Origin of the sequence: Shewanella carassii, from assembly GCF_002777975.1 — a bacterium.
Classification (GTDB): Bacteria; Pseudomonadota; Gammaproteobacteria; order Enterobacterales; family Shewanellaceae; genus Shewanella; species Shewanella carassii.
The window spans coordinates 40,090-64,867 of the sequence record NZ_NGVS01000007.1 but is presented as its reverse complement, the minus strand read 5'-3'; the positions used below and the strand labels follow the sequence as shown (position 1 = coordinate 64,867).

The 24,778-nt window shown below is 53.6% G+C and carries 16 protein-coding genes and 1 pseudogene; 9 read left to right on the top strand and 8 right to left on the bottom strand.

Annotated features, from left to right (window positions below; genetic code table 11):
• Positions 1-61: 61 nt before the first annotated feature.
• The 9 genes and pseudogenes from pepN (at position 62) to CBE72_RS05650 (ending at position 16,983) form a co-directional block, all read left to right on the top strand.
• Positions 62-2,647: an aminopeptidase N gene (gene pepN / locus CBE72_RS05690; RefSeq protein ID WP_100142693.1), complete on the top strand. Its 2,586-nt coding sequence runs from the start codon at positions 62-64 to the stop codon at positions 2,645-2,647.
• Positions 2,648-2,655: 8 nt separating this feature from the next.
• On the top strand, positions 2,656-2,871 hold the full coding sequence (locus CBE72_RS05685) for a DUF2835 domain-containing protein (RefSeq protein WP_025011156.1): 216 nt from the start codon (positions 2,656-2,658) through the stop codon (positions 2,869-2,871).
• A gap of 316 nt (positions 2,872-3,187) precedes the next feature.
• Positions 3,188-5,242, top strand: a complete 2,055-nt coding sequence (locus CBE72_RS05680; RefSeq protein ID WP_100142692.1) for a DUF1302 domain-containing protein — start codon at positions 3,188-3,190, stop codon at positions 5,240-5,242.
• Between the two features lie 13 nt (positions 5,243-5,255).
• Positions 5,256-6,623, top strand: a complete 1,368-nt coding sequence (locus CBE72_RS05675; protein WP_100142691.1) for a DUF1329 domain-containing protein — start codon at positions 5,256-5,258, stop codon at positions 6,621-6,623.
• An 83-nt stretch (positions 6,624-6,706) separates the two neighbouring features.
• Positions 6,707-7,747 (top strand): WD40/YVTN/BNR-like repeat-containing protein, encoded by a 1,041-nt coding sequence (locus CBE72_RS05670; protein ID WP_100142690.1) that lies wholly within the window; start codon positions 6,707-6,709, stop codon positions 7,745-7,747.
• Positions 7,748-7,759: 12 nt separating this feature from the next.
• Positions 7,760-10,069 (top strand): efflux RND transporter permease subunit, encoded by a 2,310-nt coding sequence (locus CBE72_RS05665; RefSeq protein ID WP_100142689.1) that lies wholly within the window; start codon positions 7,760-7,762, stop codon positions 10,067-10,069.
• Between the two features lie 264 nt (positions 10,070-10,333).
• A pseudogene (locus CBE72_RS05660) lies at positions 10,334-15,182 on the top strand (NAD-glutamate dehydrogenase).
• Between the two features lie 61 nt (positions 15,183-15,243).
• On the top strand, positions 15,244-16,263 hold the full coding sequence (pyrD, locus tag CBE72_RS05655) for a quinone-dependent dihydroorotate dehydrogenase (protein WP_100142688.1): 1,020 nt from the start codon (positions 15,244-15,246) through the stop codon (positions 16,261-16,263).
• 186 nt (positions 16,264-16,449) lie between these two features.
• A complete protein-coding gene (locus CBE72_RS05650; protein ID WP_100142687.1) occupies positions 16,450-16,983 on the top strand; it encodes a cell division protein ZapC in 534 nt (177 codons plus the stop codon).
• A gap of 170 nt (positions 16,984-17,153) precedes the next feature.
• Here the strand turns inward: CBE72_RS05650 and hisIE are convergent, their stop codons facing one another.
• Genes hisIE through hisG form a run of 8 tightly spaced genes read right to left on the bottom strand, consistent with a single transcriptional unit; the run spans position 17,154 to position 24,500 of the window.
• Complete coding sequence (hisIE, locus tag CBE72_RS05645) at positions 17,154-17,804, bottom strand: bifunctional phosphoribosyl-AMP cyclohydrolase/phosphoribosyl-ATP diphosphatase HisIE (protein WP_100142813.1); 651 nt, start codon at positions 17,802-17,804, stop codon at positions 17,154-17,156.
• Positions 17,805-17,840: 36 nt separating this feature from the next.
• On the bottom strand, positions 17,841-18,614 hold the full coding sequence (gene hisF / locus CBE72_RS05640; protein ID WP_044734598.1) for an imidazole glycerol phosphate synthase subunit HisF: 774 nt from the start codon (positions 18,612-18,614) through the stop codon (positions 17,841-17,843).
• A complete protein-coding gene (gene hisA / locus CBE72_RS05635) occupies positions 18,596-19,333 on the bottom strand; it encodes a 1-(5-phosphoribosyl)-5-[(5-phosphoribosylamino)methylideneamino]imidazole-4-carboxamide isomerase (protein ID WP_100142686.1) in 738 nt (245 codons plus the stop codon). Before hisA ends, hisF begins: the two co-directional genes overlap by 19 nt.
• Positions 19,330-19,992: an imidazole glycerol phosphate synthase subunit HisH gene (gene hisH, locus CBE72_RS05630; protein ID WP_100142685.1), complete on the bottom strand. Its 663-nt coding sequence runs from the start codon at positions 19,990-19,992 to the stop codon at positions 19,330-19,332. Before hisH ends, hisA begins: the two co-directional genes overlap by 4 nt.
• Positions 19,992-21,059 carry a bifunctional histidinol-phosphatase/imidazoleglycerol-phosphate dehydratase HisB gene (gene hisB / locus CBE72_RS05625; RefSeq protein ID WP_100142684.1) on the bottom strand — a complete coding sequence of 356 codons (1,068 nt, stop codon included), beginning with the start codon at positions 21,057-21,059 and terminating at the stop codon, positions 19,992-19,994. Before hisB ends, hisH begins: the two co-directional genes overlap by 1 nt.
• Before the next feature lie 43 nt (positions 21,060-21,102).
• Positions 21,103-22,206: a histidinol-phosphate transaminase gene (hisC, locus tag CBE72_RS05620; protein WP_100142683.1), complete on the bottom strand. Its 1,104-nt coding sequence runs from the start codon at positions 22,204-22,206 to the stop codon at positions 21,103-21,105.
• A 5-nt stretch (positions 22,207-22,211) separates the two neighbouring features.
• The gene (gene hisD, locus CBE72_RS05615) at positions 22,212-23,600 is read right to left on the bottom strand and encodes a histidinol dehydrogenase (RefSeq protein ID WP_100142682.1); all 1,389 of its coding nucleotides are present in this window, start codon (positions 23,598-23,600) and stop codon (positions 22,212-22,214) included.
• 3 nt (positions 23,601-23,603) lie between these two features.
• Positions 23,604-24,500 carry an ATP phosphoribosyltransferase gene (gene hisG, locus CBE72_RS05610; RefSeq protein WP_100142681.1) on the bottom strand — a complete coding sequence of 299 codons (897 nt, stop codon included), beginning with the start codon at positions 24,498-24,500 and terminating at the stop codon, positions 23,604-23,606.
• Between the last annotated feature and the right edge of the window lie 278 nt (positions 24,501-24,778).

The following is a 24,778-nucleotide window of genomic DNA, read 5'->3' as shown; positions in this document are numbered from 1 at the left end:
AGAGGCAAGATCAGTCAACGAACTCAGCGACTGCAAGTGCCCAACGAATTAAGGATGACCTATGTCTGAAGCACAAAACCTTTCCCCGGACCAACTGCAAGCCAAGCGCCTGGCTGATTATCGTCCACCGGCGTTTTTGATCCCAGAACTGTCCCTCTCATTTCAGCTCGAACCCAAGCAAACCCGGGTGACTGCAGTCAGCCAGGTTAGGCGCAACGGCAATCACAATGAACCTCTGCAGCTTGACGGTGACGAGCTGGAATTGGAACAGCTGTTGGTTAACGGTGAACCGGCCGACTATCGCCTCGAACCGGGTAAACTGCTGCTTGAAACTGAACTCAACGAATTTGAATTGACTCTGGTGACCCGTATCAGCCCGGCCGATAACTCGGCACTGGAAGGTCTGTACATGTCCGATGGCGCCTATTGCACTCAGTGTGAGGCGGAAGGTTTCAGACGCATCACCTATTTTCTCGACCGTCCCGATGTGCTGGCCAAATACCAGGTACGTATCGAAGCCGACAAGGCGTTTCCTTTCCTGCTTTCCAACGGCAATCTGCTGGAAAAAGGGGAGATGGACGATGGTCGTCATTTCGCCGTCTGGCAAGACCCTTTCCCTAAACCCGCGTACTTGTTTGCGCTGGTTGCCGGTGACTTTGACCTGTTGGAAGACAGTTTTACCACCCGCTCAGGAAGAGAGGTCAAACTGCAGGTGTTTGTCGACAAGGGCAACTTGGGTAAGGCCGGACACGCCATGGCTTCATTGAAAAAGGCGATGGCCTGGGATGAGTCACGCTTTGACCTCGAGTACGATCTCGATATCTACATGGTGGTGGCTGTGGACTTCTTTAACATGGGCGCCATGGAAAACAAGGGCCTGAATGTTTTCAACACCAAGTATGTGTTGGCGGATAATGACACGGCGACCGATGATGACTTCCACGGCATAGAGTCCGTTATTGGTCACGAATATTTTCACAACTGGACCGGCAACCGGGTAACTTGCCGTGACTGGTTTCAGCTGAGCCTGAAAGAAGGTCTGACCGTATTTCGCGATCAGGAATTCAGCTCAGATCTTGGCTCCCGGGCCGTCAACCGTATTCATGCCATCAAGGTCATCAAGAATCAGCAGTTCGCCGAGGACTCGGGGCCGATGTCGCATCCTATTCGCCCCGAAAGCGTGATAGAGATGAATAATTTCTACACAGTCACTGTTTACAACAAGGGCGCCGAAGTGATCCGCATGATGCACACCCTGCTGGGTGAGCAGGCCTTCCAGGCGGGGATGAAGCTTTATTTCGAGCGTCACGATGGCCAGGCGGTTACCTGTGATGACTTTGTCGCTGCTATGGAAGATGCCTCGGGTAAAGATCTGACTCAGTTCCGCCTCTGGTATAGCCAGGCGGGCACCCCTCAGGTAACAGTGACTGATGAGTATGATGCAAGCACAGCGACCTACCGCCTGCACCTCAAACAGTTCACCCCAGTGCGTGCCGGAGAAGCGGCCAAGGCACCATTGCATATTCCGTTCAGTCTGGAACTGCTGGGCAATAATGGCAGCTCCTTGGTCAACCAAGTGTTTGATTTTACCCAGGCCGAGCAGACATTAGAGTTCAAGGGTATCAGTGCCCGTCCAATTCCTTCGCTGTTGCAGGACTTTTCGGCGCCGGTGAAGCTCAAGTATGACTACAGCACAGTGCAGCTGCTTTGCTTACTGCGCCATGCCAGCAGTGAAGTGGCCCGTTGGGAAGCGGCGATGAGCCTCTTCAGCCGCGCCGTGTGGGCCAACGTTGCCTTGCTCGAACAGGGGCAGGGGATGCATCTGGATCCTCGGGTTGTCGACGGCTTCAGAGGTGTGATGCTGGATGACGCTTTGGATAAGGGCCTTGCGGCCGAAATTCTCAAGCTGCTTTCAGTGTCGTCCTTGATTGAACAGGCCGATAAGGTGGAATTGGATGCCCTGTTGCTGGCCCGCGACTTTGTGATTGAAGCCATCGCCAGTGGCTGTGAAGATGAGCTGTTGGCCCGTTATCGTCAATTACTGTCGCAGGATGATGCCGCCGCCCGCAGTTTAAAAAATACTCTGCTTTGGCTGCTGGCCAAAGTCTCTGATGAACATGAGTCTTTGATTGAACAGCAGTTTGCATCGGCCTCTGGCATGACAGATGCGCTGGGCGCGCTGCTTGCCGCCAACGATGCCGATTGTCAGTGCCGTGATGCCCTGATGCAGACATTCGAGCAGCGCTGGAACCAGACCCCTCTGGTTATGGACAAGTGGTTCAGCCTGCAGGCGATGGCGACAGATGATGGGGTGATCGCCAGACTCGAGACCCTGTTGCAACATCCGGCCTTCAGTCTGAATAATCCCAACCGGGTTCGTTCTCTGGTGGGCAGTTTTGCCGCGGCCAATGTGCGTCAATTCCACCGCTTGGACGGCAAGGGATATGCTTTCCTTACCGCCATGCTCAAACAGCTCAATAGCCTCAACCCGCAAGTGGCAGCGCGGATCATCACTCCGCTGATCCAGTTTGCCAAGTTTGATGACGAGCGCCAGGCCAAAATGAAGGCTTGTCTGCAGGAGCTGTTGGCTATGCCTGAGCTGTCGCGGGATCTCTATGAGAAGGTCAGCCGCGCACTGGAAGACTGAGTACAAAGATGGAATTTTACTTTCGCCTCAATCTGAGTTATCAAGATTTTTTACCTTACTATCAAGGTATTGCCGAGAATGTTGAGGTCAGGGAGAAGGGGGGCAAGATCCTCTGGATCAACGGCCGCCGTCTACGCCCTTTTCTGACTGCCGATGGTATTCACGGTGAATTCCATCTCAGATTGGACCGGGATGGAAAATTCATTTCTTTAAAACAACTTTAGAGTAATTACTTAAAACGGTCGACTAAATCAGTCGGCCGTTTTTTTATGCCTGTAACAAAGGTTAATTCATTGAAATTAAGCGGCTTATAGCTGTCACCGCCATTTGTCGCCCGCATACGCAACAAAAATTTAAATTCTGTCCCCTTCAGTGCACGAACTAACGACCTTAAGTCCTCAAATCTGCAAGATAAATTTCTCAGTATCTGCCTTGCTCATCAGCATTAATTGCTGTAACAATGGTGTTACCTGTGAGCTAACAAGATGTTGGTTGAGACTCCTATAACAATTAATCCAGCAGGTTACGGAGAAGCGATAAATGAAAACAGTGATAAACCGTTTTAACAAGTCGGCGCTCGCTTTGGGGGTGGCGTCGGCACTGAGTTTAGGGATGATCCCCAGTGTCGAAGCGGTATCGTTCAAATGGGGCGATGTGGATGGTTCCTTTGACTCGACATGGACCTTGGGCGCCAGTTGGCGCGTGGAAGGACGTGACTGGGATGGTCAGATAGGTAAGGTTAACCATCCCAGATTCGACTGGAGCGGTTACTCCGCCTTTACCGATACCAAGTACACCGCCGCCGAGATCTGGGCGCAACCCGGTTCCTATTCCAGCAACAATGACTTGAGTAATCTCCTCTATTCTAAAGGCGATACTACCTCGGAAATCTTCAAGGGGCTGCACGAACTGTCGCTCAAGTATGAGAATTTCGGTATTTTCGCCCGCGGCATGTATTTCTACGATCGTAAGCTGAACGACAGAATTTACGATTTCAATGATCCTCTGACCGGCAACCGTTACGATCCTTGCGCCGACAAGCGCGCCGAGGAAGTGCAGTGTAAGGATATCCGTCTGTTGGATGCCTTCGTCTATGCCAACTTCGATTTCAACGATGGTGCCAATCCACTGACTATCCGTGTGGGTAATCAGGTGGTGTCATGGGGGGAAAGCACGCTGATTTCCCATGGTATTGCGGTGATCAACCCGGTGGATTTGAACATACTTAACGCACCGGGCGCGGAATTGAAGGAAGCCTTCAGGCCGCAGGGTATGGTGTGGGCCTCTTTGGGGGTGACCGAAAACCTGTCGCTGGAAGCGTTTTATCAATATGACTGGGAGCCTATCTGGGTTCCGACTCCCGGGTCGATTTTCGGTACCAACGACTTTGTCGGTTACGGTGGCTACAACCAAAACGCTCAGCTTGGTTTTAACGCCAACCCGGATATCAACCTCGATTTCCTGACCCAGGAATATAACCGCCTGTCCAACATGATAGCCTCCGGACAGAATATTCCGACCGAGCAGTTGGTACAGATGGCGCTGGCTTATCCCACCAAGGTGACATTGGTGGAAGATGAAGCCGCTCCCAGCGATTCCGGTCAGTACGGTATCAAACTGGGGTACTACGCCCCGGAGCTGGGCGAAACCGAGTTTGGCTTTTATTACATGAATTACCACAGTCGCCGTCCGCTCATCAGTGGTACCACGGCGGACTTCAGCACTGGCGCGTTGCTGTCTGATATGGCGGTGCTTGGGCAAAACGCGGGCAATATCAACCGCGAAGTGCTGCTTAGCCTAGACAGCTTCTCCAAGGCCCAGGTGGTTTATCCGGAAGATATCAAGCTTTACGGCTTTAGTTTCAACACCTTGATAGGTGATACCTCTGTAGCTGGTGAAATCGCGCACCGCCAGGATGAGCCTCTGCAGATTGATGATGTGGAACTGTTATTTGCCGCTATGCCACAACAGCTGGCTAACGCGGGGCTGAGGCCGGATCTCGATGGTTTGTCCCAGTACACTTCCCATGTCAAGGATGTTGGTCCAGGTGAATACGCCGAAGGTTTTATCCGCCTCGATACGACTCAGGCGCAGATGACCTTTACCCACCTGTTTGGCCCGACGCTGGGTACCGATAACCTGGTGATGCTCGCCGAAGTGGGTGGGGTGTGGATCCACGATATGCCGGGTTTTGATGAACTCAGACTCAATGGTCCAGGCACAGGGCGCAGCGGCGGCAACCCGGATATGCCAGGCATCATTGAAGCGTTGCACAACGGACCTGAAACCAATCCGTTCCCGACTGATTTCGCTTGGGGTTACCGGATTGTTGCCAAGGCCGATTTTAACAACGTGTTCTCCGGCATCAATATGTCACCTAGAGTGATTTTCTCCCATGACGTTGATGGTATTACCCCAGATCCTATGTTCCTGTTTACCGAAGGTCGCAAGTCTGTGGCACTGGGACTCAGCTTTGATTACCAGAGCCGCTGGGGCGCGGATCTTTCCTATAACAGTTTCTTTGGTGGGGTAGGCACAACCAATGCGATGGCCGATCGCGATTATGTGTCTTTCAACGTTAAGTTTTCGATCTGATAAGGACAATAAAATGAGAACGATAGCTATATTGTCTGCTGCTGTAATTCTGGCTTTGGGGGCCACTACAGCCGTAGAAGCCAAGGTTTCCGAGGCCGATGTGGCCAAGCTGGGTAGCAGCCTGACACCACTCGGGGCTGAAAAGGGCCCCAACGCCGATGGTAGTATTCCGGCTTGGGACGGCGGCATTACCACACCTCCTGCCAGTTATAAAAAAGGCATGCATCACCCCGATCCCTTTCCGGATGACAAGCCGCTGGTGACGGTTACCGCAGCCAATAAGGAGCAATACAAGGAGTTCCTGACGCCGGGGCAACTGAAGATGTTTGAAACCTATCCTGATAGTTTCAAAATGAACATCTATCAGACCCGGCGTACCGCTTCTGTGCCGCAGTTTATTTATGATGCCACCAAGGCCAATGCGCCGAGAGCGACTCTGGTCTCAGAGGGCAATGGTGTCGATGGCGCGTCTATAGGCATTCCTTTCCCCATTCCTGCCAATGGATTGGAAGCCATTTGGAACCATATCCTCAGATTCCGCGGTGTCGATATCGAAACCGAACGTAATCAGGCGGCGCCTACCGCCAGTGGTGATTACACACTGGTGGAAATGGCCGAGGAGATACGTTTCGAATACTCTCGTCCCGAAGCCAATTTGGATGAACTGAAAAAGAACAATATTCTGTTTGAATTCAAACAGGTGGTGACGCAACCCGCGCGTTTGGCCGGTACTGCGCTGTTGGTGAAAGAAACCATGGATCAGGAGAAGGAACCCCGCCAGGCCTGGACCTACAACACAGGGCAGCGCCGGGTGAGAAAGGCGCCCAACGTGGCCTTTGACACGCCCGGTACGGTTTCTGATGGTCTGCGTACTACGGATGATTTCGATATGTTCAACGGCTCGCCTTCCCGTTACAACTGGGAGTTGCTGGGCAAGAAAGAGATATTCATTCCTTACAACGACTACCGTCTGCATTCGGATAAGGTCAAGTACAGTGAGCTACTCAAGCCCGGTCACCTGAACCCCGATTATATTCGCTATGAAAAGCACAGAGTCTGGGTGGTCAAGGCCAGCTTGAAAGAGGGCATGCGTCATATCTACAAGACCCGAGTCTTCTATTTGGATGAGGATTCCTGGCAGGTCTCAATCGCCGATCTGTACGACAACCGTGACGAACTGTATCGGGTTGCCATGGCGCATGGTCTGAACTACTACGAGGTGCCGACTCACTGGAGTACTCTCGAGGTGTATTACGATCTGCAGTCTCGTCGTTATATCGCCATAGGTTTGGATAACGAAGGCCGTATGTATGACTTCGATGCCAAGTTGTCTGAGGCCAACTTCACCCCGGCCGCGCTGCGCCGCGAAGGGATACGTTAAGCCTGTGTCGTTGGGTGACATAAGTCACCCAGTTGGAAATTCCAGGGGCGCGTGCGCCCCTTTCAACCCTAAGGAAGTCTGTAATGTCGTATCGCATGCTTCAAGCAGCGGCTCTGGGCCTTGGCATACTCACATTCCAGGGCGCGATTTCGCCCCTTCACGCCGAAACGCAATCTGTAACCGGTGCTCTGACTGGCCAGTTGCAGCCTCTGGCGGTGCATTCTTTGATGCTGGATATTGCTAAGGCCGGCAACACTATGGTCGCTGTCGGTGAGCGTGGTCATATCTTAAGGCTCAGCGCCGATGCCACTCAGTGGCAACAGGTGGTGACACCGAGTCAGGCGCAGTTGACCAAGGTATTTTTTCTCGATGCCAATCATGGCTGGGCCGTGGGTCATGATGCCACCATTCTTGCTACTCAAGATGGCGGGCTATCCTGGCAGTCACAGTTTGGTTCGCCAGAGCTTGCCCGGCCCTTGCTGGATGTTTGGTTTGCCGATGTTAAAAACGGCATAGCCGTTGGCGCCTATGGTCTATTTCTGCGCACCACAGATGGCGGTCAAAGTTGGCAGAAAGAGTTTCACCCTGAGCTCTTGAGCCAAGATGATGCCGACTATCTGGCGGATCTCAAACAGCAGGATGAAGAGGCCTATCGGGCCGAGTCTGATTCTATTCTGCCCCATTTCAACCGGGTCATCGCCCTTGAAGATCAGCGTTTACTCATGGTCGGGGAGCTGGGAATGGTAGCCATTTCCGAAGATGGCGGCCGTTTGTGGCAGCGACTGGAGTTTATTTATGACGGCTCTTTGTTTAATGCCATAGAAAAGGATAAACAGCTCTATGTGTTTGGTCTGCGAGGGCATGCCTTCAGCGCACCGGAAGATATGAGTCAGTGGCAGGAGATAAAGATGCCGCTTGAATCGACCCTCAATGCGGCTGCGCCGGTCAAAGGGGGCCTACTGCTGGTCGGCAATGGCGGCGCCGTTATTCGTTTGGATAACAATTTACACGCTGAGCTGGTGACCCAGCGCAGAGGGGAAAATTTATCGGCAGTTGCTGTAGACCCTAAGGGCCGGTTATGGATAGCCGGGACCAAAGGGCTTTTCGAACTAAAACAACAATAAAGGGCCATTATTATGTTAGACAGACTGGTCAATGGGATTGAGAGTTTTCTCTTTCGCAATCGTATCGGAGTGATACTGCTGTTTGCGCTGACCACGGTATTTCTGGGCTTTCAGGCCAGTCAGCTGAAAATGGATGCGGCATTTGTCAAAAACATCCCGCTGCATCATCCCTATATGCAGACCTACCTCAAACACCAGAAGCAGTTTGGCGGCGCCAACTCGATCATGGTGGCGGTAGAAGACAGCAGCGGTAATATTTTCAATCCCGCGTTTTTCGACACCCTGAAGAATGTACATGATCAACTGTTCTTCATTCCCGGGGTAGAACGCTCCCAGGTGAAATCCCTGTTTTCGCCGTCGACACGTTTTACTGAAGTGGTGGAAGACGGCTTTGCCGGGGGGCCGGTGATCCCGGCGGATTTCAGTACCACAGAAGCCGGGCTTGAACGGGTTAGAGGCAATATCGAAAAAGCCGGCATAGTCGGCCGTTTGGTGGCTGAGGATTACAGCGCCGCCATGGTGACGGCGCAGCTGATGGACTTTGATCCGCAAACCGGCGAGCCATTGGACACTTTGGCGTTTGCCGCGCAACTGGAAGAGCAACTCAGAGGCCAGTTTGAAAAAGATGGCATAAAGATTCACATCATAGGCTTTGCCAAGATGGCCGGTGATGTGGCAGACGGGGCCAAAGGAGTGCTGCTGTTTTTCCTGATAGCCATTTTGGTCACGGCCCTGATGGTATATCTCTTCTCCCGCTCCATGGTGTTGACCCTGCTGCCTTTGGTGTGCAGCTTGATTGCCGTGGTCTGGCAGCTTGGACTCTTGACCGTGGTGGGCTTTGGCTTGGATCCCATGTCGATTCTGGTGCCGTTTTTGGTATTTGCCATAGGGGTCAGCCACGGGGTACAGATGATCAATGCCATCCGCAAGCGGGTTGCCGATGGCCTGAGTACCAAGGTGGCGGCGGCTTCGGCATTTCGTAGCCTCTTGGTGCCGGGCGGGGTCGCCTTGTTGTCGGATACCATAGGGTTTATGACTTTGCTGGCAATCGATATCGGCATTATTCGCGAGTTGGCGATTTCCGCATCGCTTGGGGTAGCAGTGATCATCCTGACCAACCTGATACTCTTGCCTCTGGTGATCTCCTTCTTCCAGATAAAGGCCGCGAAAGCGGATGCTGGCACCGAGGCTAAGACAGCGGCCTTTTGGCAAAAGCTCACCTGTTTTGCCACCCCAAAATATGCTGTGGTGGTAGTGGCTGTGACGGCGCTGCTTTATCTGGGCGGGCTGCAGCAAGCCGGCAAGATGCAAATCGGCGATCTTCAGGGCGGAGCACCGGCGCTGCATCAGGACTCTCGCTATAACCAGGACACTTTCTTTATTACTGATCATTTCTCTATCACCACTGACGTGATGAGCGTGATAGTGGAAGCTTATCCCGAGGCCTGCACCTATCACTCGGCGCTGGAGAAGATTGACAGGTTCGAATGGTTGGCACGCAACACCCCAGGGGTTGAGTTTACTGCCAGTATTGCCTCGGTGGCACGCCAGGTGAATGCCGGTTTCAACGAGGGTAGCCCCAAGTGGCAGGTATTGCCCAGGAGCCCGGCGAGCCTAGCCCAGCTGGTGTCACAAATTCCTACCAGTACCGGCCTGCTGAACGGCGATTGCTCTGTGATGCCTGTTTATCTGTTTCTTAAGGATCACAAGGCGGAAACCATAGAGCAGGTGGTGAGTAAGGTAAAGCTGCTGGCCGCCGAAATGGATGACGACAAGCTGAGCTTTAAACTCGCTTCCGGCCCTGTGGGGGTGATGGCGGCAACCAACGAGGCGGTGGCCGAGGCGCAACTGCCTATGATGCTGTATGTCTATGGCGCCGTGTTTATCCTCTGTCTGATAAGCTTCCGCTCGCTGAAAGCCACGATTGCAGTCATTCTGCCTCTGTATGTGGTATCGACACTGGCGCAGGCACTGATGACCTGGCTGGATATCGGCCTGACGGTGAGCACCTTGCCGGTTATAGCCCTCGGGGTGGGTATTGGGGTGGACTATGGCATCTATATCCTGTCGACCATGGCGGTGAAATTGCGTGATGGTATGGCGGTGCAGCAAGCCTATTTCGAAGCCTTGATGGAGCGAGGCAGTGCGGTCATCTTCACCGGCCTGACCTTGGCCATTGGGGTGAGTACTTGGTTCTTCTCTGCACTTAAGTTCCAGATGGATATGGGAATTTTGCTTACCTTCATGTTTGTGGTCAACATGCTAGGTGCCATAATTATCCTGCCTGCGCTGGCGGCACTTTTCTGGCGCAAACACAGCTAGTGATAGGGGCAGGAGAAGAAGTTTCTCCTGCCCCTGCTGCATAGTTAGTCTGTTATTCCGATTGTTTCTTCATCACTCCCTTCAATATCCCGTCATTGCTGGATTTGTACAGGATGTACCACTAAAATTTTGCTCGAATTATGGTGTGTTTAGTAATACACTGCGCGGCATGACCTCGGTCACAAAAATTCAGGTCCGGGTCATTCGTCGAAGCATCCATATAATGAAAAAAGCGCTGCCATAGACGCTTAAGGAAACAGCAAAATGGCCTTGAAAGATGCAATGCCTTCAGTACTACTTGAAAAGGTAGTCAGTTTAATTCGCTCCAAAGTCCCTAAAGCACAAGCAAATCAGGTGGAACAGTTCGCCACCTGCCTCTACGCTCACATGTCCAAAGACGATCTCCAAGCCCGTAACGACAGCGATCTCTACGGTGCCGTTTTGAGTCTTTGGAATGCCCTGAACAGCACGCCTTGTGGGGAAACTCATTTAAGGGTATTCAACCCAAGCCAGGCCAAGCACGGCTGGCAATCAACCCACTCCATCATCGAAGTTGTGCAGCCCGACATGCCTTTCTTGGTGGATTCTTTGGGTATGGCTCTCAACCGTTTGGGGATCACCGCTCATATGATGTTGCATACGCCACTGGCCATCGAGCGCCAAGGCAAAGACATCAATCGCGTCAGCTTTGTTAACGACAGCAAGGAAGACAGCGATAAGGTGGCGGTCTTCCTGATTGAAATCGACCGCCAAAGCAGCGACAAGGACATAAAACAACTCGAAAAAGAGATAGAGTCCGTGCTCGGCGATGTGGCCGCCGCCGTCAATGATTGGAGTGCCATGTCCGACAAGTTGGCCGAAGTAGCAGAAGAGTTGCCCAAGCGCCCATTCCCCGGTGACAAGGCCGAGCTTGAAGAAGCGACTCGCTTCCTTAACTATTTGAACAACCATCACTTTACTCTGATGGGTTATCGTCGCTACGACCTGCGTAAAGTCGAGGGTGACGTTGAGCTGGTACCCGATATGGCCAGCAGCCTTGGCCTGATGAATAAACCCGGCAAGGCGCAGCCCGAGCACGGCTTAATGCTGTCTTCTTTCTCAGAGTCGGCTCGCCGTGAAGCATTGGACAACAGCCTGTTGATCCTGACCAAGAGCAGTGCCAAGAGCCGGGTTCATAGGCCTGCTTATGTCGATTATATCGGCGTCAAACGTTTCGATGAGGCCGGTAATGTTGTCGGTGAAGATAGATTCATCGGCTTGTACGCCTCTAATCTATACAACCGTAGCCCGAAAGAGATCCCCCTGCTGGCCGAGAAGATCCAGCGGGTAATGGACAAGTCAGGACTGGCACCGCGCTCCCACGATTACAAGGCTCTGATGAATATTCTGGAAAACCTGCCAAGGGATGAGATTATTCAGGCCAGTGTCGATGAGCTGTCGCACATGGCACACGGTGTGTTGGATATGCAGGACAGAGACAAACTCAAACTGTTTGTCCGTAAAGATGGTTTCGGCCGTTTCTTGTCTTGTTTGGTGTATGTCTCCAAAGACAGATACAACACCCGCCTGCGTGAAGAGACTCAAAGGATCTTTGCCCAAACCTTTAACAGCACTGAAGAGGTGGAGTTTACCACTTACTTCTCCGAGTCGAGCTTGGCCCGTACCCACTACATAGTTAAAGTCGACAACAACAATAATTTGGAACTCGATGTGGCTGCCATAGAAAACAACCTGATTGAAGCGGCACGCTTATGGGAAGATAAACTTCAAAGCGCGCTCAACAATTCACTGGGTGAAGAGCAGGGCACCCGCCTGTTCAAGCGTTATCTGACCGCTTTCCCACAGAGTTACAAAGATGATGTCTTGGCCACCTCGGCCGTGGTAGATCTGCAACAACTGGAAGCGCTGGACGACGATCATAAGCTGGGCATGTTGTTCTATCAGCCGCAGGAAGCGGCACCCGGCAGTAACAAGGTGCGTTTGAAGCTGTTCCACAAGGATGAGCCTATCCATCTGTCGGATGTGCTGCCTATGCTGGAAAACTTCGGTCTCAGGGTGATCAATGAGCGCCCTTATGAAGTGAAGACCACAGATGGGGCGACCTTCTGGATCCTCGACTTCCTGATGACGGTACAAGGCAGCGCCACTGAGAATCTGGCTGACAGTCAGGACAGATTCCAGACTGCGCTGGCACAGGTTTGGCAGAAGAAGCTGGAAGATGATGGCTTCAACCGTATGGTGCTGGCTACCGGACTTTCCGGCCGCGAAGTGTCAGTGCTGCGCGCCTATGCCAAGTATATGCGCCAAATCGATGCAACCTTCAGCCAGGCTTACATCGAAGAAACCTTCAGCCGTTATCCGCAGATCGCCGATTCGCTAGTGAAGATGTTTATTCGTAAGTTCAACCCCAAGCTGAAGACCCGCACGCTGGACAAGTTTATCGAGCAGATCAATCTGCGTCTCGATGATGTCTCCAGCCTGGATGATGACCGTATCATCCGTCGCTATCTGGAACTTATCAACGCCACGTTGAGAACCAACTTCTATCAACAAGATGCTGCGGGTTTGCCGAAGGATTATATCTCCTTCAAGTTTGCCCCGGATCAGATCCCAGAAATGCCCAAGCCACTGCCGAAGTTTGAAATCTTCGTCTACAGCCCAAGGGTTGAGGGTGTGCATCTGCGCGGTGGTAAGGTGGCCCGTGGTGGTCTGCGCTGGTCTGATCGCCGCGAAGACTTCCGTACCGAAGTGCTGGGGCTGGTGAAGGCACAGCAGGTTAAGAACACTGTGATTGTGCCTGTGGGTGCCAAGGGAGGCTTTGTTTGTAAACAGTTGCCGACCGAGGGCGGACGTGAAGCCTTCTTCACCGAAGGTCAGGAATGCTACCGGATCTTTATCCGGGGTCTGCTGGATATCACAGACAATATCGTCAACGGTGACCTAGTGCCCCCTATGGATGTGGTGCGTCACGATGAAGACGATCCTTACCTGGTGGTCGCTGCCGATAAAGGAACAGCCACCTTCTCTGACACTGCCAACGCCATTGCTATTGAATATGGCTTCTGGCTGGGTGATGCCTTTGCTTCCGGTGGTTCTAACGGTTATGACCACAAGAAGATGGGGATCACCGCCCGTGGCGCTTGGGAGTCGGTGAAACGTCACTTCCGCGAAGTGGGTATCGATTGCCAGACCACAGATTTCACCTGTGTCGGTATCGGTGATATGGCCGGCGATGTATTCGGTAACGGCATGCTCTTGTCTGAGCATACCCAGCTGGTGGCCGCTTTTAACCACATGCATATCTTTATCGACCCAACGCCGGACTCAGCGACCAGCTTTGTTGAGCGCAAGCGTCTGTTTAATCTGCCCCGCTCCAGCTGGGAAGATTACAACAAGGAGCTGATCTCCAAAGGGGGGGGGCGTGTTTGCCCGTAGCGCCAAGTCCATCAGTTTGACGCCGGAAATCAAGAAGATGCTGGCGACTGACAAGGATGCGATGACACCGACCGAGCTGATCAAGTGCCTGCTGAAAATGCCGGTAGATCTGATCTGGAATGGCGGTATCGGCACTTATGTCAAGGCTAGCAAAGAGACTCACGCCGAAGTTGGCGACCGCGCCAACGACGGTTTGAGAGTCAATGGCAATGAGCTTAAGGCTAAGATCATAGGCGAAGGTGGTAACCTAGGCTGTACTCAGCTCGGCCGGATTGAATACGCAGCCAATGGCGGTCGTATCAACACCGACTTTGTCGATAACGTAGGCGGTGTAGACTGCTCGGATAACGAAGTTAACATCAAAATTCTGCTTAACGCCCTGGTGGCCGAAGGCGAGATGACCCTCAAGCAGCGTAACCGCCTGCTGGAAGAGATGACTGACGAAGTGGCGCAGATAGTGCTGCAGGACTGTAAAGATCAGACCCGTACCATCTCTGTGACCCAGGTGCGCGGCGCCGAACAGCTCAAAGAGCAGATCCGCTTTATCAACTACCTGGAAAAAGAGGGCAAGTTGGACCGGGCACTGGAGTTCCTGCCCACAGAAGAGGAGCTTTCAGAGCGTCTGGCCAGCGGTCGTGGTTTGACCCGTCCTGAACTGTCTGTATTGGTGGCTTACGCCAAGATGGTGCTCAAGGAGCAATTGTTGACGCCCGATATCACAGAGGATGCCTGGTTGAGCCAACTGCTGGTCAACTACTTCCCCGGTAAATTGCAACAACAATATGCCGACAAGATGACTCAGCATCCGCTGCGCGGCGAGATCATCGCCACTTCGCTGGCTAATGAACTGGTTAACGATATGGGGCTCAATTTTGTCCAGCGTATGCAGGATGAGACAGGCGCCTCAGTTGCCGATGCCGCCATTTGTTACACTATGGCCCGTGAAGTGTTTGGTTTGGCAGATTTAACCAAAGCCATTACTGATTTGAACGGCATAGTACCCGCGGTTGTTCAGGGTGAAATGCTGCACCAGCTGCGCCGTAACATGCGCCGCGCCTGTCGCTGGTTCCTGCGTAATCGCAGCCGGAATATGGGCATTGAACAGGTAGTAGCTTTCTATAAGCCGGTGTTTGACGAGCTGAAAACCAATATCCGTTCCTACTTGGTGGCCGATGAACTGGCGGGTATCGAAGAAGATATTGCCGCGCTGGAAAAAGAAGCCGTGCCTCACGAGGTGGCCAGTCTGGTTGCCAAGATGAGCACGCTGTTCTCGGCACTGGATATCGCTCAGATAGCTCAGCTGGAATCCAAGCCGATTTCCTTGGTGGCCGAGACTTACTTTAAGTTGGGTGCCAGAATCGATCTGCACTGGTTCTTGGAACAGATAGGTGGTCAACCAGTGGCCAACCACTGGCAGGCACTGGCCAGGGCGGCGTTCCGCGAGGAGTTGGATTGGCAGCAAAGAGCACTGACTTCGGCGGTACTGCGCAGTTGTAGCGATAGTTGTGAGTCCGATGCCATTATTGAGCAGTGGGTCGAACTCAATCAGGGCTTGCTGGAGCGCTGGTTCCACATGCTGGCTGACTTCAAAACCTCGCAAACTCATGAATTTGCGAAGTTTTCTGTAGCGTTACGAGAACTGAATCTGCTGATCCTGCACTGCGAAGGGCAGAAGTAAGCTATTATAACAATAAGAGCCCTGGCAAACGCCGGGGCTTTTTTTAGGTCTAGGAGAAACCATGTTTTACAAACTCGCACAAAAAGTCATGTTTCAGATGGATCCTGAGCGCGCCCATAACTTGGCCATAGGCAGCCTCAGAGCAACAGGTAACTCACCGCTGAACTGCTTTTATGCGCAGCATTTTGCCCCGGCCCCGGTCGAATTCATGGGGCTGACATTTCCCAATCCCGTCGGTTTGGCTGCCGGTATGGATAAAGACGGTGAATGTATCGATGCCTTTCATGCCATGGGATTTGGTCATATTGAAGTCGGAACTGTGACTCCAAGACCGCAACCCGGTAACGATAAACCACGGCTTTTCCGGATTAAGCCGGCCAAGGCGATTATCAATCGCATGGGTTTTAATAATCTCGGCGTAGATAATCTGGTGGCCAATCTCAAGGCTAAAAAATCTAACGCCATGGTCGGTGTCAATATAGGTAAAAATAAAGATACACCGGTAGAGCAGGGGAAAGATGATTATCTGATCTGTATGGATAAGGTATACGCCTATGCCGATTACATCGCAGTCAATATCTCATCACCCAATACTCCTGGCCTGCGTACCATGCAATATGGCGAATTATTGGATGACTTGTTATCTAGCCTAAAAAACAAACAAATTGAGCTGGCAGAAAAGCATGGTAAATATGTCCCCATTGCATTGAAAATTGCGCCGGATCTGACTGAAGAAGAGATCGAAAAGATTGCCGAGTCGTTATTGAAACATAAGTTCGATGGCGCCATCGCGACCAATACCACTTTGACCCGTGATGGGGTCAGCGGCTTAGCCAACTCCAACGAGACCGGAGGCCTCAGCGGTAAGCCGCTGAACCAGCTGTCAACCAAGGTGATAAAATATCTCGCGCAGTGTTTGAAAGGTGAGATCCCGATCTTGGGGGTAGGTGGGATTAATAGTGCCGATGATGCTTTGGAAAAATTGGATGCCGGAGCGAGCATGGTGCAGATTTATTCAGGCTTTATTTACCAGGGTCCAAAATTAATTAAAGATATTGTTGACGCCTATAGATCCAAATAAGTTAAAAAACAGCCAAAGGGATCGCGTATGCGATCCTTTTTTGATTATATCGATCGTTTTTTGATCTAAAGGATCGTTCTAAGATATTGTTATCTCAATCTAATATCTAAAACTTTTTTTGATATTGGGTAAAATATCATCTATTATTCCATCTGTAATAAATCACAGGTCTTATTGGATTGCGTTATGTTATTAATGCCAAATAGAGATTGGCAATGGAGATATAACGATTCGTATGGTGTCCTTAGCGTATCGTTAGGTTCGGAAATGGAATTTCTGACTCCTTATAAAGCCAAAACTTTGATACCGGATGCAATGAAAGAAGCAGAATTTAGCGTCGAGCACGCCAAGTTCTATATTGACCTGCTTGATCGGCTGACCAAGTCACTGTCGTTGACGGATGCTCAAATTGTTCAACTGGCATTAAATGCCACTGCTGCCCACTTTATGCAAAAGCCACAGATGCCCAAATCATGGTTTTTTGAGCCTAGTGGGGTCTGTGTCTACAGTGAGCCGGGCAAGATGTTTGATCTCAAATGTCGTGGGGATCGCGTGCTGGTGATGGTGGTAGAGACCGGGTTGCAGGCTTCTTTGGTGATGATGTTGGCCAACGAATGCCGACTCAGCGATGTCAAAACCCTGACCCGCTTCGAAACGATCAAGGTGATGCACGATCGCTTGCATCCGCTAAGAGCCCAGCAGCAAATCGTTGCAGCCTAAATAATAACATTTCGCCCTCGCTTAATTGTCAACAAGAAGGGGAGCCTTCTTGTTGATATATTATTGAAGCTTCATCCTCGTTCCAACCAGAGCATTCCCAGCGGTTAGTTATCCATTCACTGCAAAGGCTTGGTACATGCCCCTCAAGGGGCATGGGGGACAATACTAGGCTAAGACTTTCCTTTATTTGCCTGGGTGTGGCGTTTGGCCAGGTTGGCATGGATATCATCGAGGGACAGTTGCTGATCTTCCAGCAGTACCAAGAGGTGATAGAGGAGATCCGAGGCTTCATTCACCAACTCTTCGCGATCATGAGTGGCCGCCGCCAGCGCGGTTTCCAAACCCTCTTCGCCCACCTTCTGGGCAATGCGCTTGGTACCGCGCTGAAACAGCGAAGCGGTATAGCTCTCGTTGGGGTCTTCTTCCTTACGGGAGGCGATAAGGCTTTGCAGGCGATTGATAAAGGGGTGCACTTCGCCGCAGGCCGGATTATCCCAGCAGCTGTCAGTCCCCTTGTGGCAGGTGGGGCCTAAGGGGTTGGCCTGCAGCAGCAGGCTGTCGTTGTCACAGTCCACTCCTATGCTGACCAATTGCAGCAGATTGCCCGAGCTTTCGCCTTTGGTCCACAGCCGCTGTTTGCTGCGGCTGTAAAAGGTCACCAGGCCTTTGCTCAGAGTGACATCCAGGGCTTCGCGGTTCATATAACCCAGCATTAACACCTTGCCGCTGTGAAAGTCCTGCACTACGGCCGGCAGTAATCCCTGTTGTTTATCCCAGTCCAACTGTTTGAGCCAGTCGGCATTGTTTGTCTCGGTTGTCATATCAAATACCTGTATTGGGTTGTGGGGCATAGGGCATTAGCTGCGAATGGCGACGCCACTTTGCTTGAGAAAGGCTTTCAGCGCCTGGATCTCTATGATCCCCTTGTGAAATACGCTGGCGGCCAAAGCGGCATCGACCTTGGCCTTGTCGAAGACCTCGAGAAAGTGCGCCATGGTGCCGGCACCGCCGGAGGCGATAAGCGGCACATCACAGACGGCTCTCACTTTGGCGAGCTGCTCGATATCATAACCCTGTCGCACCCCATCCTGGTTCATCACATTGAGGACGATTTCGCCGCAGCCCTGGCGCTGCACCTCTTCGACCCAATCCAAGGTGTGCCATTGAGTGTCGCGGGTCGCCGCTTCATCGCCGGTAAACTGTTTCACCTTATAGCTGTTGTCATTGGCATCGAAGAAAGAGTCTATACCCACCACTATGCACTGGCGGCCGAATTCATCCTGCAGCCTGCGAATAAGGCTGGGATCCGACAGTGCCGGTGAATTGATGGAGATCTTGTCGGCACCGAATGCCAGCAGCTCGCGAGCCTGGGCCAGGGTCTTGATGCCGCCGGCCACGCAGAAGGGTATATCTATCTGCTGTGCCACCCGGCTGACCCAGGACTTATCCACCACCCGCGAGTGGGCGCTGGCGGTGATATCATAGAACACCAGTTCATCGGCGCCTTCGGCGGCATATCTGGCCGCCAGCGGTACGATATCACCTATGGTTTCGTGGTTACGAAACTGCACGCCTTTGACCACCTTACCGTCCCGTACATCGAGACAAGGGACTATACGTTTTGCCAGCATGCGATCGCCTCCTCTACGCTGAATTCGCCGGTGAGCAAGGCCTTGCCGATAATCAGGCCGCTGGCGCCGGAATCCCTGACTGCAGCCACATCATCCAGACTGGCGATACCGCCGGAGGCCTGCCAGGCGATATCGGGAAAGGTCTGCGCCAACTCGCGGTACAGTGCCGTGTTGGCCCCCGTCATGGTGCCATCACGACTGATGTCGGTGACCAAGGCATTTTTAAGGCCCAAAGGGGCAAACTGGGCCACCATAGATTCCAGGGTTTTACCACCGCCACTCTGCCAGCCGTGAACCGCCACTATTTTCTCGCCCGCGGCATTGATATTGACATCCAGCGCCAGACAGATGGCATCAGGACCGTATTGCTCGAGCCAGGCGCCAACCAGTTTGGGCTCACGCACCGCCAATGAACCTATCACTACCCGGGAAACCCCGGCCTTGAATAGTTCATCGAGCTGACGCTGACTGCGCACGCCGCCGCCCACTTGCAGTGGTGTATCCAGGGCGGCCGCGAGCGAAGCTATCAAGCTGCTCTGGCAGCGCTCAGGGTCTTTGGCGCCGGTCAAGTCCACCAGATGCAAGAGCGAAGCGCCCTGGGCCTGATAAGCGAGCAGTTGAGCCTCAGGTTGCAGATTGAAGCGGGTTTCCTGTTGGTAATCGCCCTGAAACAAGCGCACTACCTGACCTTCTATAAGATCGATTGCCGGTATAATCATGCTGCGGCTCCGTTAAAATCATCCTGGGTCAGAGTGAGAAAGTTAGCCAGGATAAGGCTGCCGATAGCGGCGCTCTTTTCCGGGTGAAACTGCACTCCCATAAAGTTGTCTTTGGCAATGGCGGCACTGAAACGCTCGCCGTAACAGCATTCGGCTATGGTGGCCGCCGAAGGCGCGGCGCAAAAGGAATGGACGAAATAGCAGTAGCTGCCTTCATCGATACCGGCAAACAGCGGGTGCGCTTGGCCGTTTACATCAAGTACGGGGCTCAGTTGATCCCAGCCCATATGTGGACTGGGCAACCCCTTGCAGTCGAGTGAACGTATAGTGCCCGGGATCAGCCCAAGACACTGGCATTCATCGGTATTCTCGCCACTTTCCTGCGAGCTATCACACATGAGCTGCATACCGAGACACACTCCCAGCACCGGCTGTTTCAGCGCCTTGATAACAGGAATTAACTGCTTTTCAGTGAGCGCCGCCATGGCGGCTCTGGCTGTGCCCACCCCGGGAAGCACCACTCTTTCGGCGCTGCGGATAACCTCGGCATCATCACTGATACAGACTTCGGCGCCGAGGCGCTCAAAGGCGTATTTCACCGAGCTCAAGTTGGCGCAGCCGGTATCTATAATCACTGTCTTGGCAATGGCTTGGGTCATTACAACACTCCCTTACTGGAAGGCAAGGCATCACCTTCAACCTTGATGGCCTGGCGCAGAGTGCGCCCCAGCACCTTGAACAGCGCCTCTACCTTGTGGTGGTCGTTGTCGCCTTCGCAACCAAGGTGCAGGGTGCAGCGCAGGCCGTCGGCAAAGGAGCGAAAGAAGTGCGCTACCATCTCTGTGGCCAGCTCCCCGACCTTTTCCCGCTCAAATACGGCGTTGAACTTGAGGAAGGGACGGCCGGAGAGATCCAGCAGGCAGTCGCCGCGGGCTTCATCCATGGGCAGGGAAAAACCGAAGCGGGCAATGCCGCGTTTATCGCCCAGCGCCTGACGCAAAGCATCGCCCAGCGCCAGCGCGGTATCTTCCACACTGTGGTGATCGTCTATCTCAAGATCGCCGTCAACCTTGACCGCCAGTTTGAAGTTGCCGTGGGTGGCAATCTGATCCAGCATGTGATCGAAAAAGCCTATGCCGGTATTGATGTCGCTGTTGCCGGCGCGGTCGAGATCCACCTCGACCCGAATGTCGGTCTCTTTGGTGGTGCGCACCACAGTTGCCTGGCGACCCCGGCTCAAGAGGGCATCACAGATATCGCCCCAGTTGAGCTTTTCCCTGTCATAGCGATAGCCGGTCAAGCCCATGGCCTCGGCCAGGGCAATATCGGTTTCCCGATCACCAATAACTGCCGAGCGGGTGAAATCTACCAGGCCCTGGGTCAGAAACGCTTTTACCAACCCGAGTTTGGGTTTGCGGCAACTGCAGTTTTCATCGTTGAAGTGAGGGCAAATCAACACCTCGCTGAAGTTGACCCCCTGGCTTGAAAAAATCTGCATCATCAGATTGTGGGGGGCATCGAAGTCTTCTTTCGGGAAGGAGGGGGTGCCCAGGCCATCCTGATTGGAGACCATCACCAAGCGGTAACCGGCGCTTTGCAGTTTGAGCAGTGCCGGAATAACGCCGGGTTCAAACACCAGCTTATCCAGTCTGTCCACCTGTTTGTCGGTTTGCGGCTCTTCAATAAGGGTGCCGTCGCGATCGATAAAGAGTATTTTCTGGCTCATTGATGTTTCCTTGTGCCGGCCGCTGCCGGGCTGATTATTATCGTTATTGCACCTGGCTCAGGGCGGCGAGCAGCCGCTCGGTATCTGAGTCATCGCTGAAACTGAAACGTATGGCGTCGACAAGACGCGGATCCCGGTAGCTGCGGGCGACTATGCCAAAGCGCTGCAACTGCTCACGCACCTTGGGGGCATCGGCGAAATACGCCAGCAGATAGTTGCCGCCACTTGGCAGTACCCGGGCACCGAGTCTTTCCAGCGCCGCAGCCACTCTTTGCCCCTGGGTCTTGAGCAGCGCCACATCGGCCTGCATTCTGGCTATGCCCTCAGGGCTTAACGCCAAAGCCGCCAAGCGTGCCACAGGGACAGGTACCGGGTAGGGGGCCAGCACCTGTTTTACCATCTCGATAATGCCTTCATTGGCCAGCATAAAGCCGCAGCGGGCTCCGGCCAGGGCAAACGCCTTGGAGAGGGTGCGCAGCACAACCAGGTTGGGATAACGCTCGAGCAAAGAGGCGGCGCTCAGCTCGGGACTGAATTCAATATAGGCTTCATCCACTACCACCAGCGTGTTTGGCATGGCCTCGAGCACCCGCAGAATTTCACCCTGGCTTACCCAGGTGCCTGTGGGGTTGTTGGGGTTGCAGATAAACAGCAGTTTGGCGCCTTGGGCCAGGGTTAACGCTTTGGGCAACTGAAAGTTGTCATCCAACGACAGTGTCTTGACCTCGACATTGAAGGTCGCGGCGCTGATGGCGTACATGCCGTAGGTGGGGCCAAAGAGGGCGATGCTGTCTGCCCCCGGGGTGCAAAAGGTGCGGATCAGCAACTCTATTGCTTCATCGGCGCCGCGGCTACAGATGAGCTGCAAATCTGAGACTCCGGCATAGGCGGCATAGGCGGCTATCACCTCTGGCGGCTGGCACTCGGGGTAGCGATTGACCCGGTCGATATCCGTGTGGTTGAAGGGGGATTCGTTGGCGTTGATCCAGACTTCCCCCTGGCCGCCAAGGCGCCTGGCGCTTTGATAGGGCTCGAGCGCCAAAAGCTCGGGGCGGGCCAGAGCGGCGGCCAGCTCGCGGCTTTGGCGGGTAACGGCTGCAGTGCTGTTCTTTGGATCCTCTGTGGGGGTATTGATGGCTGCAGGCATGGCTTTTATTCCTCCATACTCGCGGACGGCGCGCGCGATGATGAAACACTCTCGGATAAAGCACTTGGGGATGAAACACTCTCGGTTGAAGCTTCTGCTCCGGATACCCCAAGAGAGGCCAGACGCAGGGCAACGGCATTGCTGTGAGCGTCAAGCTGCTCTGCCTGGGCCAGGGTCATTACCGAGGGCCCCAAGGCGCACAGACCTTCGGCGCTCAGCTCCTGCACGGTAAAGCGGCGGCAGAAATCTGCCAGTGACAGGCTGGATACCGAGCGGCTGTAGCCGTAAGTGGGCAGCACATGGTTGGTGCCGCTGGCGTAATCACCCACAGATTCCGGGGTATAAGGGCCGAGAAACACAGAGCCGGCAGCGCGAATTTGCGCCAGCAGCGCTCTTGGGCTGCGGGTCTGGATGATCAGGTGCTCGGGGCCATAGCGGTTGGAAACGGCTGCGGCTTTATCCAGTGAATCGAGCAGTAAAATACGGCTTTCGGCCAATGCCTGGCGGGCAATATCGGCGCGGGGCAGGGACGCAAGCTGCTTGTCCAGCTCTTGGATGACGGCTTTTGCCAGCGATTCACAGCTAGAGAGCAATATCACCTGAGAGTCGGGACCGTGCTCGGCCTGTGACAGGAGATCGGCCGCCACAAAGGCTGGACTCGCAGTCTCATCGGCGATGACCAGCACTTCGGATGGCCCCGCGGGCATGTCGATACTGACTCGCGCCCTGGGGTCCTGGGACAACTGGCGCTTGGCTTCGGTGACGTAACGGTTGCCGGGGCCAAATATCTTGTCCACCGGTGCTATGGTTTCCGTGCCCAATGCCAGCGCGGCAATGGCCTGGGCGCCACCGGATTGGTAAATCTCTTCGATGCCGCATTCGCTGGCGGCGTAGATGATGGCGCTGTCTATCGGAGCCGGGCTTATCAAGACCCGGCGGCGACAACCGGCGATTCGTGCCGGCAGCGCCAGCATCAACACAGTGGAGATTAGCGGCGCGCTGCCGCCCGGTATGTAGAGGCCGACGCTGTCTATGGCTTCGCTTCTGAGCTCACAGCGCACTCCGGTCTGGGTATTGATATCCAAAGCCTGAGGCTGCTGCGCGCTGTGGAACACATCTATGTTGGCCATGGCGGTCTTGATGGCGTCTTTGAGCTCAGGGCTCACGTCCTGGGCAGCGGCTTTTATTTGCGCCTGACTGAGGGCGATATTTTCAAGGGGGATATCATCAAAGCGCTCGCTGTACTCCCTGAGGGCTTGGTCCCCCTTGGCGGCGACGGCCTCAATGATCTCGCTGACGCTCTGCTCGAGCGCTTTGCTGCTCACCAGGGAGGAGCGCTGGAGCGCGGCGGCCTGCTCGCTTTCGCTCAGTTTGTCCCATATCAGATACTGCATGCTTCACCCCATCATCTTTTCAATTGGCATTACCAGAATCGAGCTGGCACCGAGCTTGGTCAGCTCTTCCATTGTGTCCCAGAACAGATCTTCGGTGCTGACCGCGTGGATGGCGACCCGGTTGCTGTCATCGTTGAGCGGCAACACTGTGGGGTTCTCCGCGCCGGGCAGCAGGGCAACAATCTGCTCCAGGGTTTCTGTGGGAGCGTGCAGCAGGATATATTTGCTTTCACGGGCACGAATGACGCCGTTGACCCGGCTCATCAGCTTGTCTATCAAGGCCTGTTTGGCCGGGGTTTGGGTTTGCTGTGATTGGATGACACAGGCCATAGAGCGAAAGATCACTTCGGTCTCGTACAGGCCGTTGGCTTCCAGAGTAGCGCCGGTGGAAACCAGATCGCAGATCCCGTCGGCAAGTCCGGCGCGGGGAGCGACCTCTACCGAGCCCTTGAGCATACAGTCGCGATAACTTATGCCTTTATTTTGCATAAAACGGCGCAGCAGGTTGGGGTAGGAAGTGGCAATTCGCAAGCCTTCCAGTGAGGCGGCGTCCTGATAAGGGAACTCACTGGGTACCGCCAGCGACAGACGGCAGGCGCCGAAGTCCAGTTGTCTGAGTTTGTTGCAGGCCGAAGGTTTGCCCAGTGTCTGCCGTTCTATCTGCTCCTCTTCCAGCACATTCTCGCCAATGATCCCCAAATCGACCACGCCATCCATGACCAGGCCGGGAATGTCGTCATCACGCACCCGCAGCAGATCCAGTGGCATATTGTCGGCGTGGGCTATCAGACGCTGTTCGTTGACGGTGAATTTTACGCCGCAGTTTTTCAGCAGTTGTTGTGATTCTTTCGAAAGCCGGCCCGATTTCTGGATGGCGATGCGCAGTCGATTTAAAGTCATAGTGGTCATTCCTGTTGGTCAATTCAATCTTGGTTAAAAAACTCAAATCCGGAAACGAAAAACCCCCGGAATTCCTTCCAGGGGTTTTCAGATCTTATGAATCAACCGCCAGAAGGAATGAACCTTCGGCAGTCAGCTCCGAAGGCTACCGCTCGTGGTGGTGATGATGGATAGCGTTGCGAAGCTGTGTCATGTAATAAATCCTGTGATTTCACGCTGTAATTTGGCAGCGCATAAACATTCAATTCTGAGCCGATTCGGCTGGTGTGTTTTTAAGC